Here is a 14,253-nt window from a genome sequence, read left to right as displayed (position 1 = left end):
GGAGGAACCATGAACGACGCCCGCATTCCGGCAGACCTGCCCGATCACATCCAGCACTACATCGACGGCGCCTTCGTCGACTCGGTCGACGGCGACACGTTCGACGTGCTCGACCCGGTGACGAACGAGACGTACACCACGGCCGCCGCGGGGAAGAAGGCCGACATCGACCTCGCCGTCGCCTCCGCACGGCGGGCGTTCGTGGAGGGCCCGTGGCCGAGGATGCTGCCGCGGGAACGCGCTCGGGTGCTGCACCGGATCGCCGACATCGTCGAATCCCGCGATGCGCGCCTCGCCGAGATGGAGTCGTACGACTCGGGACTGCCCATCACGCAGGCACTCGGCCAGGCGCGCCGAGCGGCCGAGAACTTCCGGTTCTTCGCCGACCTGATCGTGGCCCAGGCCGACGACACCTTCAAGGTTCCCGGTCGGCAGATCAACTACGTCAACCGCAAGCCGATCGGCGTCGCGGGACTCATCACGCCGTGGAACACCCCGTTCATGCTCGAGTCGTGGAAGCTCGGTCCCGCCCTCGCGACCGGCAACACCGTGGTGCTCAAGCCCGCCGAGTTCACTCCCCTGTCGGCATCCCTGTGGGCCGGGATCTTCGAGGAGGCCGGGCTGCCGAAGGGCGTCTTCAACCTCGTCAACGGCCTGGGAGAGGATGCCGGCGACGCACTCGTGAAGCACCCGGACGTCCCCCTCATCTCCTTCACCGGTGAGAGCTCGACCGGCCAGGTGATCTTCGCCAACGCCGCCCCGTTCCTCAAGGGACTGTCGATGGAGCTCGGCGGCAAGTCGCCCGCCGTCGTGTTCGCGGACGCGGACCTCGACGAGGCGGTCAACGCGACGATCTTCGGCGTCTTCTCCCTCAACGGCGAGCGCTGCACGGCCGGTTCACGCATCCTCGTCGAGCGCACCGTCTATGACGAGTTCGTCGAGAAGTACGCGGCCCAGGCGAAGCGCGTGAAGGTCGGCTCGCCGCACGACCCCACGACCGAGGTCGGGGCGCTCGTGCACCCCGAGCACTACGACAAGGTGATGAGCTACATCGAGATCGGCAAGACCGAGGGGCGTCTCGTCGCCGGTGGCGGCCGGCCGGAGGGATTCGAGCTCGGCAACTACGTCGCTCCGACGGTCTTCGTCGATGTCCCTCCCGAGGCCCGCATCTTCCAGGAGGAGATCTTCGGTCCTGTCGTGGCGATCACGCCGTTCGACAGCGACGAGGAGGCCCTCACGCTGGCGAACGACACGAAGTACGGCCTGGCCGCCTACATCTGGACCAACGACCTCAAGCGCGCCCACAACTTCGCCGGCGCCGTCGAGGCCGGCATGGTGTGGCTCAACAGCAACAACGTCCGGGATCTGCGCACACCGTTCGGCGGGGTGAAGGCCTCCGGCCTCGGTCATGAGGGCGGATACCGCTCGATCGACTTCTACACCGACCAGCAGGCGGTGCACATCACCCTCGGCGAGGTGCACAACCCCGTCTTCGGCAAGCAAGGACGCTGACATGACCCATCGTGAAGACATGACACTCACCTCCTCCGGTTTCTTCGTCAGCCAGGAGGCGCCGATCGAGACCCCGCACCCCATCGCGACCCCGCAGGCCTCCCCGCCGGACATCCTGCGCTGCGCGTACATGGAGCTCGTGGTCACCGACCTCGCGGCATCACGTCAGTTCTATGTCGACGTCCTCGGGCTGTACGTCACGGAGGAGGACGACGAGGCGATCTATCTGCGTTCCACGGAGGAGTTCATCCACCACAACCTCGTACTGCGAGCCGGTGAGGTCGCCGCCGTCGCGGCGTTCTCGTACCGGGTACGGACGCCGGAGGACCTCGACCGTGCCGTCGAGTTCTACACGGAACTCGGATGCGATGTGCGGCGCGAGCCGAACGGCTTCGTCAAGGGCATCGGAGACTCGGTGCGGGTCGTCGATCCGCTCGGCTTCCCCTACGAGTTCTTCCACCAGACCGACCACGTCGAGCGGATGTCGTGGCGCTACGACCTGCACATCCCCGGCGAGCTCGTGCGCCTGGACCACTTCAACCAGGTCACCCCCGACGTGCCGCGCGCCGTGAAGTTCATGCAGGACCTCGGCTTCCGGGTGACGGAGGACATCCAGGATGAAGAAGGCACGGTCTACGCGGCGTGGATGCGGCGGAAGCCCACCGTGCACGACACCGCGATGACCGGTGGCGACGGGCCGCGCATGCACCACGTGTGCTTCGCCACGCACGAGAAGCACAACATCCTCGCCATCTGTGACAAGCTCGGCGCCCTGCGCCGGTCCGACGTCATCGAACGGGGCCCCGGCCGCCACGGGGTGAGCAACGCGTTCTACCTCTATCTGCGGGACCCCGACGGGCACCGGGTGGAGGTCTACACGCAGGACTACTACACCGGCGACCCCGACAACCCGGTCGTCACATGGGACGTGCACGACAACCAGCGACGCGACTGGTGGGGTAACCCCGTCGTCCCGTCGTGGTACACCGAGGCGTCCCTCGTGCTGGACCTCGACGGCAACCCCCAGCCCGTTGTCGCCCGCACCGACGACAGCGAGATGGCGGTCACGATCGGCGCCGACGGCTTCTCCTACACTCGCAAGGACGAGGGCGAGACGTCGATGCCCGAGTACAAGCAGGGCGAGTACAAGCTCGGCCACCAGCTCTAGCGGACCCGGACACTCGAGGAGGACGGATGCTGGACCCTGACATCATCGACCGCATCGCGGAGGAACTCGCCGAGGCCGACCGCACCCACAGCGTGATCCCACGGATCACCGCGAGGTATCCGGATGCCACGATCGAGGATTCGTACGCGATCCAAGGCATCTGGCGCGACAAGAACGTCGCCGCCGGCCGCCGCATGGTGGGGCGCAAGATCGGGCTGACCTCGAAGGCGATGCAGCAGGCCACCGGGATCACCGAGCCCGACTACGGCGTCATGTTCGAGGACACCGTGTACGCGTCCGGCTCGGACATCCGCTTCGACGAGTTCTCGAACGTCCGCATCGAGGTCGAGCTCGCGTTCATGCTGAAGTCGCCGCTGCGGGGCCCGGACTGCACTCTCGAGGATGCCCTCGCCGCCATCGACTACGCGGTGCCCGCTCTGGAGGTGCTGAACTCGCACATCGAGCTCGAGGGCCGCACGATCGTGGACACCATCAGCGACAACGCCGCCTACGGCGCCATGGTGCTCGGTGACGTGCACATGCGACCGGACGAGATCGACCTCCGTTGGGTGCCCGGCGTCCTGTCGCGCAACGGCGAGATCGAGGAGACCGGTGTGGCCGCCGGCGTCCTCGGTCATCCGGCGACGGGGGTCGCGTGGCTGGCCGACAAGCTCCATCAGCACGGTGCGCACCTCGAGGCCGGCGAGATCATCCTGGCCGGGTCGTTCACCCGTCCGATGTGGGTGTCCCGGGGCGACGAGGTGCGCTGCGACTATCGAGAGATGGGTGAGATCACATGCCGTTTCGTGTAGCCGCCCGGCTATCCTTCCGCGACGCGCTCGCGGAGGCCGACCGCCCTCTCGTGGGAGCGTGGATCTCCTCGGGAAGTCCGATCGCCGCGGAGATCATCGCCGGCTCAGGTCTGGACTGGACCCTCATCGACGCCGAGCACAGCCCGATCGGCCTCGAGTCCATCCTCGGCCTCCTGCAGGCCGTCGCCGCGTACCCGATCACACCGGTCGTGCGGGTGCCGTCGGCGGACGCCACCCTCATCAAGCAGGTCCTCGACGTCGGCGCTCAGAACCTGCTGGTGCCGATGGTGGACAGCGCGGAGGAGGCTGCCGCAGCCGTCGCGGCGACACGGTACCCGCCGCGCGGCATCCGCGGTGTGGGCAGTGCGCTGGCACGGGCGGGGCAATGGGGGCGGATCGATTCCTACCTCCCGCGCGCGCACGAGATCACCTCGTTGAGCGTCCAGGTCGAGACGGAGACCGCCGTGCGCCATGCGCGCGCGATCGCCGAGGTCGACGGGGTGGATGCGGTCTTCGTCGGCCCGAGCGACCTGGCCGCCTCCATGGGGCTGCTCGGTCAGCAGGAGCATCCGGACGTCTCGGCGGCCGTCGAGCGGACGATCGCCGACGTGCGCGCCGCGGGCAAACCGGTCGGCGTCAACGCGTTCACGCCCGCCACCGCCCGGCGCTATCTCGATGCCGGCGCCTCCTTCGTCCTCGTCGCGGCGGACGTCTCGATCCTCGCGCGCGCGACCGAGAAGCTCGCGGCCGAGTGGATCCCGGGCGCAGCCGCCGAGGAGCGCGCCGGATACTGACCCGGCGCACTCCTTCTCGGTACCCGCCGCGACGTCAGAGGCTGACGAGCAGCAGGGTCGCCGCCATGACGACGCCGGAACCGAGGAGCGTGATGAACGTGTACCCGAGGATGTCGCGCATCTTCAGTCCGGCGATCGCGAGGACGGGGAGCGCCCAGAACGGCTGGATCATGTTCGTCCACTGATCGCCGTATGCCACGGCCATCACGGCGATCGACGGGTCGACGCCCAGTTGCTCGGCCGCATCGAGCATGATCGGCCCCTGCACGGCGAACTGTCCGCCGCCGGAGGGGACGAAGAAGTTCACGATGCCCGCCGACAGGAGCGCCAGCACACCGAACGTGGTCGGGGTGGCGATCGAGACCAACGCGTCGGAGAACAGCGCGATCAGCCCCGAGCTGGACATGATCCCGAGGATGCCGGCGTAGAGCGGGAACTGCACGAGGATCTCGCCGACGTTCGCCGCGGCCTTCTTGGTCAGGTGGATGAGTTCGAACGGGCTCCGAACGAGCAGCATGATCAGCGCGAGGAACGACCAGTTCACGATGTCGAGTGTGAGAGTGCCGCCCTGCACGAAGTGCACGATGAGGTAGATGACCAGGCCCGCGCCGATGACCGTCGTGAGGATGCGCGACGCGTCGATGCGGTCCGCCGGGGTCACCACCTCGTCGTCGTACTCGCCGGTCTCCTCCGAGCCGACGTGCGAGGGAAGCTCGTACACCGGATCGCCCTGCTTCGGACGGATGACGAACATCAGCGCGCCCACCACGACGATGACCGCGAGAGCGGCGAGCATGTTCCAGGTCGAGAAGGTCGTCTCCGTGATCGGGAGGACCTCGCCGCCCAGGCTCGGAATGAGGAAGGAGTCGGGCGTCGCCGCAGTGAGGGGGCCGGAGCCCGAGTAGCCCATGTGCCAGACGACGAAGCCGGAGTACCCGGCGGCGACGAGCAGCGGGAAGTGCACCTTCATGCCGTTCTTGCGCGCCTCGACGGCGATCTCTCGCGCGAGCAGCGTGCCGACGATGAGGCCGAGTCCCCAGGTGATCAGGCTCGCGATCGCCGCGATGACGAACACGAAGACGTAGGCGAATCCGGCGCTGCCCGGCACGCGCGCCAGTCGGCGCAGCAGCTTCTGCACCGGACGGGTGTTGGCGAGCATGTACCCCAGGAGAAGGATGAGGCACATCTGGGTCATGAACGCGAGCAGACCCGCGAGGCCGTCTCCCCATCCCTTGACGACGTCGACCGGGCTGGTCTGGGTCAGGGTCATGGCGAGGACGGCCACGATCAGGGTCAACACGATCGCGAACGTCAATGCGGAGGGAATCCACCGCTCCAGGAAGCGGTTGATCGGGCGCATCACGCCGCGGCGGCGCTGCGGCTCTGTCTTGGTCACTTTCGAACTCCTTCGTCCGGTCGATGTTCCGGCGCCACCATAGCAACGGGACACCGCGACGACCGGCCCGGACCCCGCGTGCCGCGCGCGGTCTGGACGAACGGCCAGCCAGTGGCGACGTTCAGCCGAGCGGATCCGCCAGCAGCGCGGCGAAGGATGCCTCGGCGGCGCCGATCAGCAGGCGATCGCGACCGAGTGCGGCCGAGGCGATCTGCACCTCGTCGGCCGCGACAGCGAGCGAACGAGCGCGCACATCCGCGTCGAACGATTCCGGATCGCGATCGCGCAGGATGCCGAGGAAACCACCGAGCACGATCATCGACGGGTTGAGGGCGTTGACCGCATTGCTGATGGTCGCCGCCAGCACGTGCCGCTGCCTGGCGACCTCCTCCTCCGCAGTCGGGCCGGGTTCGGCGGCGAGCGCGGCGGCGAGCGCCGCGTCGTCCCCGCCCGTCAGCTTCGCCGCCGCGAGCAGCCGTGCACGGCTCACCTCGTCCTCGAGGACACCGTCGTGCGTGCGGCGATACGCATCGTTCGGGATGCCGGGACGCGTCTGTCCCCACTCTCCCGCATACCCGCCGGCGCCGCGGATCAGCGAGCCGTCGAGGATCAGTCCGCCACCGATACCACTCGCACCGCCGTTGAGATAGACGATGTCGGCGTGATCCCGCGCGGCTCCGAAGAGATGCTCGGCCCGTGCGCCGAGCGAGGCGTCGTTGTCGACGGCCACCGGCATGTCCAGCGCATCAGCCAGCGGAGAGGCGATGTCCTCGTCACGCCAGTTCAGGTGCGGTGCGAGCCGCACGAGTCCGTCCGCCGCCCGGACGAGCCCGGGCACAGCGACGCCGACGCCGATGAGGCGGCAGCCGGCGAGTTCGTCTTCCCGCCACTGCGCGACGGTGTCGGCGATCGTCGCGACCGCGTCTGCGACGCTCGGCACCCCGTCCCGTTCGATGCGGGCCCGCGCTCGGAGCCCTCCCCCGAGACTGACGGCGCCGATCTCGATCGCGTCGACCTCCGGGTTCGCCCCGATGGCGATCACGTCGGCGTTCGCCGAGACCGACGGGCTCGGCCGACCGACGCGCTTGGTGGGATCGGGCTCCTGCTCCACCACGAGCCCGCGTTCGACGAGAGCGGTCACGAGGTCGGCGACCGTCGAGCGGTTCAGGCCCGTCTCCGCGGTGATCAGTGACCGTGAGCGCGTCCCCTCATGATGCACCAGCCGCAACACCTCACCGAGGTTCGTGCGGCGCACCGCCTCGACGGCGGTCGCGCGTTCCTTCATCGGTGAACTCTTTCCTGTACGCGTGGGGCTGTGCTGCCCTCAGGGTAGCGGCCTCTGGACGGCTTCCTCGGACGGCGCGTAGACGACGTCCGAGATGCGCACGTGGCTTCGCGGTGCACGCCCGTTGCTCGTGGCGAAGACACCGAACCACATTCCGAGGAATCCTCCGGTGGCCGCGGCATCCAGCGTCCGGGCGTCGACGGAGGGCAGGCCCTCGCCGTCGCAGACCGGCTCATACGACCAGCCTCGAGCGCGGACACCGAGCGCCACCGAAGACGCGAACGCCCTGTCCTGCCGCAGGAGGATCTGCTCGCTGTCCGCCTGGCGATGGACGACCTCGAGAACAAGCCCTTCCGGCGTCCTGGTGATCTGCACCGCGGCGTGGTCGCGCTCGGACTGTCGGACGACGAATCCCACCGTCTCCCCGTCCGCCAGATCGGTCGTCTCGATCGTGCAGGTCACGTCGACATCGGCGTGCTGCTGCCGGAGCCCGAGGAATGCGACGGTTCCTGGATCGGACAGGACCTCCGTGCGGACGGGGAGCATCCACGACCCGTCGTCGTCAGCACGGGCCACATGCTGGGGCGGGACGCGCAGCGAGGTCCATCGGTGATCGTCCGCGGGGACGAGACCGGGTCGCCGGTCATCGGGCTGCCACGTGCCCTCCTCCATCGCGGCATCCGTCCAGGGAATCGCCACCTCGTCGGGCAGGCGACCGAGACCCGGGGCGAACACCGGCCAGCCGTCCTCCCAGGTCACCGGGCACAGGAACGTCTCGCGGCCGAGCGGATAGTGGTGTCCGTCCGCGGCGCGCATCGCGAGCATGACCGCATGCCATGACCCGTCCGGGGCCTGCACGAGGTCGGCGTGCCCGGCACCGATCACACCGGCGCCGCGCCCGAGGTGCCGGTGTGTGAGGACGGGATTGGCCCGGTTGCCGACGTACGGCCCTGTGACCTCATCGGCTCTCGCCACGCTCACCGCGTGATGGAACTCCGTCCCGCCCTCGGCCGCGACGAGGTACCAGCGACCGTCGAGGCGGTACAGATGGGGCCCCTCGGCCCACACCACGCCCTGCACGGCACCGCGCCAGATGACGTGCTCCTCACCGACCAGGGCGCGCTCGGTCCGCGAGAACTCGCGTACCCAGACCTCGGTCTGGTCGTGCCACTGCGGTTCCCGCGCCAGCCGGGTGCCGTGCATCCACACCCGGCCGTCCGCATCGAAGGCCACGGACGGATCGATGCCGTCCGCGTCCAGCCGGATCGGGTCACTCCACGGTCCGGCCGGGTCGTCGGCGGTGATGACGAAGTTCCCCCCGCGCGAGGGGTCCGCCTGATCCACGAGGGTGCAGACGATCCAGAACACCTCGCCGTCGTGCCGGATCGTCGGCGCGTACAGTCCCCCGGATGACCGGATGCCGTCGAAGTCCAGCATCCCGTGTCGGTCGATCGCGTGCCCGATCGTCTCCCAGCGCACCAGGTCCGTTGAGCGCATGACGGGCAACCCCGGCAGATACTCGAACGTCGAGGTCACCAGGAAGTACTCGTCGCCCACCCGGCAGATCGAGGGATCGGGATGACACCCGGGAAGGATCGGGTTCGCTGCGGTGATCATCCGATCGAGACGTCGACCAGCCGCGCGTCCGCGCCGGAGACGGGATGCACGTCGCCGGTGAGGACGATGCGCGCTCGCTCCGTCGACGCACCGGGGATCTCCCGGCGACCGCGGTCGCGCGCGTTGGAGATCGCTCCCCCCGTCGCCCCCTCGGGGTCAGCCTGGGCCGGCATCGCCTCGGCGTGCGACCCGAACCAGACCTCGACGTCGCCGGGTTCGACGATCCTCGTCCCACGGCGATCCGTGAAGGCGAGCCGTGCGGCGGGCACGTCCAGGCTCACGCGACGCGACTCACCGGCAGCGAGGTCGACACGCGCGTACCCGAGCAGCTGCGCCACAGGGCGGGTCACGGAGGCGACGACGTCCCGCGCGTACAGCTGCACGACATCGGTGCCGTCCCTGTCGCCGGTGTTCGTCACGGTCACCGAGGCGGTGAACCGGCCGTGGGTGGCGGCCTCCGCGTCCACGGCGAGGTCGTCGTACACGAAGGAGGTATAGGTCAGGCCGAACCCGAACGGACGGACCGGTGACGGGTCCGTCGAGGTCACATCCGACGGACCGCCGAGGATGGGGTGCAGATAGCTGTAGGGCTGTGCACCCGCCGATCGCGGCAGGGTGACGGGAAGACGCCCGGACGGCGCAGAGACACCGGTGAGGACGTCGACGATCGCCGTGCCCCCTTCCTCGCCGGGGAAGAACGACTGCACGACGGCGGCGGGTCGTTCGCCCCCCTCGTCCAGAGCCCAGCCGATCGCGTATGGGCGGCCCGTGAGGAGCACCATGATCACCGGGGTTCCGGTGGCGACGATGCCCTCGACGAGCTCGCGCTGCACGCCGGGGAGATCGAGGGACTCCACGTCGTTGCCCTCTCCGACCGTGCCCCGGCCGAAGAGTCCGGCCTGATCGCCGACCACGACGATCGCGACATCGGCATCCGACGCCGCCTGCGCCGCCTCGGCGAAGCCGGAGCGGTCGACGCCTTCGACCTCCGAGCCGCGGACGTGCACGATCTCGGCATCCGGGAGCGCTCTGACCAGGGCCTCGCGCACCGTCGGGATCTCGAAGCCGATCTCGTGGTCGGGGTGATGGGCGAGCACATGGTTCGCGAAGGAGTAGCAGCCCTGCAGCGCCTCCGCCCGGTCGGCGTTCGGCCCGATCAGGGCGATGCGCCTGGCGTCTGCTGCGAGTGGAAGGACCCCGTCGTTGGAGAGGAGCACGAGGGATTCGGTGGCGAGGCGGCGTGCCGCGTCGCGATGCCGCGGGGTGTCCAGGTCCACGTCCGTCGGCGCATCGTCCTCGAACACGTCCGGCTCCAGCAGACCGAGCTGCTCCTTCTGGGTGAGCACGCGGATCACGGCCCGGTCGAGGTACGCCTCGTCGAGTGCACCGGAACGCACGCGCTCCACCAGCGGCTCGAGGTAGGCATCACCGGAGGGCAGCTCGACGTCGATCCCCGCCGTCAGCGCGAGACCCGCTGCCTCACCGCGGTCGGCGGCGACGGCGTGCATCACCTCGAGGAACGCGACGGCGAAGTAGTCGGCGACCACGACCCCGTCGAACCCCAGCCGGTCGCGCAGCAGACCGGTGAGCAGCTCGGGATCCGACGCCACGGGGACGCCGTCGATCTCGGTGTAGCTGTTCATCACGCTGCGCACGCCGCCGTCGCGGATCGCCATCTCGAACGGCGGCAGGAACACATCGGCGACCTCACGGGTGCCGGCCGAGACCGGGGCGTGGTTGCGCCCCGCCCGCGAGGCCGAATAGCCGAGGAAGTGCTTGAGAGTGGCGTGGACGCCCTCGGACTGCAGCCCCTGCACGTACGCCGTACCGACGGTGCCGACGAGGTACGGATCCTCGCCGATGCACTCGTCGACACGCCCCCAGCGCGGATCACGCACGACATCGAGAACAGGGGCGAGCCCCTGGTGGATGCCGATCTCTCGCATCGACTCCCCGATCAGCGCCCCCATCTCGGCGACGAGCTCCGGGTCGAAGGTGGCCCCCCACGCCAACGGGGTGGGGAACGTCGCCGCCTTCCACGCGGCGAGTCCCGTCAGACACTCCTCGTGCACGAGCGCGGGAATCCCCAGCCGCGTCTCGGTCTTCAGCCGCCGCTGCTCCTCCCACAGCCAGGCGGCGCGCTCGGTCGGATCGACCGGGCGCGTGCCGTACACGCGCGTGTAGTGACCGATGCCGTGGCGGGTGATCTCAGCGAGGGCACCCGAGCGCTCCGCGCCGCCCATCTCGTTCTGCATCGGCGCGACCACGTCGCCGCCCTGGTCCAGCCAGTAGCCGACGAGCTGCGCAGCCTTCTCCTCGAGGGTCATCTGCTCCAGCAGCGCGGCGACCCGTTCGGATCCGATGGGGAATGCCGGGATGTCCGCGGGCGCGGCCGATCTCTGCAGCGAGGTGTCGTTGGTCATGCTCAGCCTTTCACTGCGCCGGTGAGTCCGCCGACGATACGACGCTCGAACAGGCTGAAGAAGATCAGCGCCGGCAGCATCGACAGCGAGGTGTACGCGAGGACGCGTGCCGTGTTCACCGAGTACTGCGATGCGAAGTTCTGCACACCCAGCGGGAGGGTGAACAGACTCTGGTCGCTGAGGATGAACAGCGGCAGCATGTATCCGTTCCACGAGCCGACGAACGCGAGGATGCCGACGGTGATGACGCCGGGAAGGCTCAGCGGGATCACCATGCGCCAGAAGAAGCCCAGCCGCGAGGCGCCGTCGATGGCGGCGGCCTCCTCGAGCTCATTCGGAATCGCCCGCAGGAACGGGACGAGGATGATGATGGTCACCGGCAGGGCGAACGCGATCTGAGGCAGGATGATGCCGGCCAGGCTGTTGACGAGACCGAGGTTGCGGATCAGCAGGTACAGCGGCGTGATCGCGACGGTGATGGGGAACATCAGACCGGCGGCGAACACCGCGTACATGACTCCGCGCCCGCCGAAGTTGTACCGGGCGATCACGTAGCTGGCCATGAGCCCGAGCAGGACGGCTCCGACGGTCGTGCCGACCGCGGTGATGGTGGAGTTCACCATCGCCGTCCAGAACTCCGAGCTCGCGAGCACATCGCCGTAGTTGCCCAGCTCCCACGGGGAGGGGAACCCGGACGGGTCGAGCGTGATCTGGGCGTTGGTGCGGAAGCCACCGATCACGATGTACAGCACGGGGGTGATGCAGATCGTGATCAGCACGATCGCGATGAGGTACACGCCGGGGCTTCCCCAGCGCACCTTCGGCGCGCGGCGCATGCCGCTGGGTCGCTTGGGCTGGACCAACAGCGACGTCTTCAGATTGTCGGTGGTCACTTCCGCTTCCTTCCGCTTGCACCCGTGACCGCACCCTCGGTGTCGCGTCGCAGGACGAAGCGCTGATACGTGAGCGCGATGACGAGCGAGATGAGGAAGAGCATGACGGCGACGGCGTTGCCGAAGCCGTAGCTGCCGGCGAGGTGGCCGTTCTGGTACATGTAGGTCGCCATCGTCGAGGTGCCGGCCGTCGAGGCGATGTACTGGCCCCAGATGATGTTGACGAGGTCGAACAGTTGGAGAGATCCGATGATCGACAGGAACGCCCAGATCCGGATGGTCGGGCCCAGCAGCGGGAGCGTGATGCTCCACTGCATCTTCCAGAAGCCGGCGCCGTCGATCGCGGCCGCCTCGTACAGCTCTTCCGGGATGGACTGCATGCCGGCGAGCATGAGGATGACGGCGAAGCCGATGTACTTCCACGTGATGATGACCATCAGGGTCCAGATCGCGAGGGAAGGATTGGCCAGCCATGACTGCTGCAGGGCTTCGAGGCCCCATTTCTCGAGCAGGGAGTTCACCGCGCCGGAATCCTGCATCATCAGGCTCCAGCCGATGCCGACGATGACCTCCGAGATCACGTACGGCATGAAGATCAGCACGCGGATCAGCGAGCGCCCGCGGATCTTCTGGTTCAGCAGCAGGGCGAACAGGATCGCGATCGGCCCCTGCATGACGAGCGACAGCACCACGATGATGAAGTTGTGCAGCACCGCGTCGCGGAACGAGTTGTCCTCCCACAGCAGCACGTAGTTGTCGAGACCGACGAACTCGGTGGGCCAGCCGAAGCCGTTCCATTTGAAGAAGCCGTAGAACCCCGCCATCGCCACCGGGAAGATGACGAATCCGAGGAACATGAGCAGTGCGGGGCCGGAGAGCAGTGCGATCTCACCGCGCTTGCGCCAGTCGGCGCGGGGCCGGCGGCGCACCGGGGCCGGCGTGGCGCCGGCCCCGGTGGGTGTGTCGCTCTCAGGCACGGCGTCCGCCATCACCTGGGTGTCGGTCATCGTCCGGCTCAGCCCCTCGCTGCGGCGTTGCTGATGTTCGCGACGAGCTTCTCCGGGTCACCCTGACCCGCGAGCATCTCGACGACACCGGTGTTCAACGCGTTGCCGACGTTCTGGCCGAGGGCGGTGTCCAGCCACAGCGCCACGTACGGCGCGTTGCTGTAGGCCTCCATCAGCGGGATCAGCGACGGGTCGGTGACCGCGCCGAGAGCGTCCTGCGATGCGGGGACCGTCTGGAACGCCTCGGCGTAGTTCTCCTGCCACTCCTTCGAGGAGATGAAGTTCAGGAACTGCTCGCAGGACTCGGGCGAGTTCGCAGAGCACGAGTAGCCGTCGACGCCGCCCATCATGGCGCCGGGGGCACCTTCACCGCCCTCGACCTCGGGGAACGGGAACCAACCGAGGTCGGGCAGCGGCTGCTCGTCGGGGGTGAGACCGGCGATCACGCCCACGTCCCAGGCGCCCATGAGCTCCATCGCGGCCTTGTGGTTGGCCACGAGGCCGGCGGACGAGTTCGCGCCCTCCTGTGCGGAGGTCGTGAGGAAGCCGCTGTTGAACGGCTCGATGGCCACGAAGTCGGAGAGGTTCTCCGCCGCGGTCAGCCAGCACTCGTCGCTGAAGTCGGGGTTGGTGGCGAGGTTCGAGATGAGGTCCTCACCGCACGCCCGGACGGCGAAGAAGTAGTACCAGTGCGCAGCGGGCCACGCGTCCTTGGCGCCGAGGGCGATCGGCTCGATGCCGGCGGCCTTCAGCTTGTCGACCGCATCCTCGAGCTCGGCGATCGTGGTGGGCTCACCGCTGATGCCGGCCTCTTCGAAGAGGTCCTTGCTGTAGAAGATGCCGCCGGGGAGGACGGCGCTGGGCATGCCGTAGATCTTGCCGTCGACGCTGAACGCGCTGAAGGGGGCGTCGCCGAAGGCGGCCTTCACGTCGTCGTCGACGAGGTCGGTGAGGTCCTTGACCGCACCGGCGCTGACGATGTCGGCGAGCTTGCCGCCACCGCGAGCCATGAAGATGTCCGGCATGTCGCCGGAGTTGACGGCGGTCTGGAGCTTGCCGTCCATGTCCTCGTTCTGGATGGAGGTGACCTTGATCGTCACTTCCGGGTTCTCCTCGTGGAACGCCGCTGCGGCGTCCTCCCAGTACTGCTTCCCGGGACCGGTGGTCGAGTTGTGCCACATGGTGAGGGTGGTCTCACCGTTCTCGTCGGCACCGCTGGACCCGTTCGATCCGCCGGAACAGGCGGCCAGACCAAGGACCATCAGGCCCGCGACCGCCGCCGCAGCAGCTCGAGCATTGCGCGTCTTCATTGCCGTGTTCTCCTCTTCATCGAGTGACTGCATCAC

General features: G+C 68.4%; 11 protein-coding genes. 4 read left to right on the top strand and 7 right to left on the bottom strand.

The genetic code is table 11. The annotated features are described in order from the left end of the window. The first annotated feature begins 9 nt into the window (after positions 1–9). From hpaE to HD600_RS10230, 4 genes are read left to right on the top strand one after another with little or no spacing between them, the layout of a single operon-like run. Positions 10–1,512, top strand: coding sequence for a 5-carboxymethyl-2-hydroxymuconate semialdehyde dehydrogenase (gene hpaE / locus HD600_RS10245; RefSeq protein ID WP_144795827.1), 1,503 nt, complete (start codon positions 10–12; stop codon positions 1,510–1,512). Between the two features lies 1 nt (position 1,513). Next, positions 1,514–2,680, top strand: a complete 1,167-nt coding sequence (gene hpaD / locus HD600_RS10240) for a 3,4-dihydroxyphenylacetate 2,3-dioxygenase (RefSeq protein WP_144795828.1) — start codon at positions 1,514–1,516, stop codon at positions 2,678–2,680. A gap of 26 nt (positions 2,681–2,706) precedes the next feature. Then, on the top strand, positions 2,707–3,492 hold the full coding sequence (locus HD600_RS10235; RefSeq protein WP_144795829.1) for a 2-keto-4-pentenoate hydratase: 786 nt from the start codon (positions 2,707–2,709) through the stop codon (positions 3,490–3,492). After that, positions 3,477–4,286 (top strand): HpcH/HpaI aldolase family protein, encoded by an 810-nt coding sequence (locus HD600_RS10230; protein ID WP_184283462.1) that lies wholly within the window; start codon positions 3,477–3,479, stop codon positions 4,284–4,286. Before HD600_RS10235 ends, HD600_RS10230 begins: the two co-directional genes overlap by 16 nt. 34 nt (positions 4,287–4,320) lie before the next feature. Here HD600_RS10230 and HD600_RS10225 read toward each other — a convergent pair whose 3' ends face one another. The 7 genes from HD600_RS10225 to HD600_RS10195 all read right to left on the bottom strand — a co-directional run bounded on the left by HD600_RS10225 (position 4,321) and on the right by HD600_RS10195 (position 14,217). Beyond that, a complete protein-coding gene (locus HD600_RS10225) occupies positions 4,321–5,646 on the bottom strand; it encodes a short-chain fatty acid transporter (protein ID WP_144796056.1) in 1,326 nt (441 codons plus the stop codon). Positions 5,647–5,803: 157 nt separating this feature from the next. Then, a complete protein-coding gene (locus HD600_RS10220) occupies positions 5,804–6,967 on the bottom strand; it encodes an ROK family transcriptional regulator (protein ID WP_184283460.1) in 1,164 nt (387 codons plus the stop codon). 39 nt (positions 6,968–7,006) lie between these two features. Then, positions 7,007–8,584, bottom strand: coding sequence for a glycoside hydrolase family 43 protein (locus HD600_RS10215; protein WP_184283457.1), 1,578 nt, complete (start codon positions 8,582–8,584; stop codon positions 7,007–7,009). After that, positions 8,581–11,007, bottom strand: coding sequence for a beta-xylosidase/alpha-l-arabinosidase (locus tag HD600_RS10210; RefSeq protein WP_184283456.1), 2,427 nt, complete (start codon positions 11,005–11,007; stop codon positions 8,581–8,583). Before HD600_RS10210 ends, HD600_RS10215 begins: the two co-directional genes overlap by 4 nt. A gap of 2 nt (positions 11,008–11,009) precedes the next feature. Continuing rightward, positions 11,010–11,843 (bottom strand): carbohydrate ABC transporter permease, encoded by an 834-nt coding sequence (locus HD600_RS10205; protein WP_184284817.1) that lies wholly within the window; start codon positions 11,841–11,843, stop codon positions 11,010–11,012. A 53-nt stretch (positions 11,844–11,896) separates the two neighbouring features. Next, on the bottom strand, positions 11,897–12,907 hold the full coding sequence (locus HD600_RS10200) for a carbohydrate ABC transporter permease (protein ID WP_396652259.1): 1,011 nt from the start codon (positions 12,905–12,907) through the stop codon (positions 11,897–11,899). An 8-nt stretch (positions 12,908–12,915) separates the two neighbouring features. Next, the gene (locus HD600_RS10195) at positions 12,916–14,217 is read right to left on the bottom strand and encodes an extracellular solute-binding protein (RefSeq protein WP_184283453.1); all 1,302 of its coding nucleotides are present in this window, start codon (positions 14,215–14,217) and stop codon (positions 12,916–12,918) included. Positions 14,218–14,253 lie beyond the last annotated feature (36 nt).

This window comes from Microbacterium ginsengiterrae (genome assembly GCF_014205075.1).
Taxonomy (GTDB): Bacteria; Actinomycetota; Actinomycetes; order Actinomycetales; family Microbacteriaceae; genus Microbacterium; species Microbacterium ginsengiterrae.
Note: the sequence above shows the minus strand (reverse complement) of the source record. Positions and strands in the feature narration are given on the sequence as shown.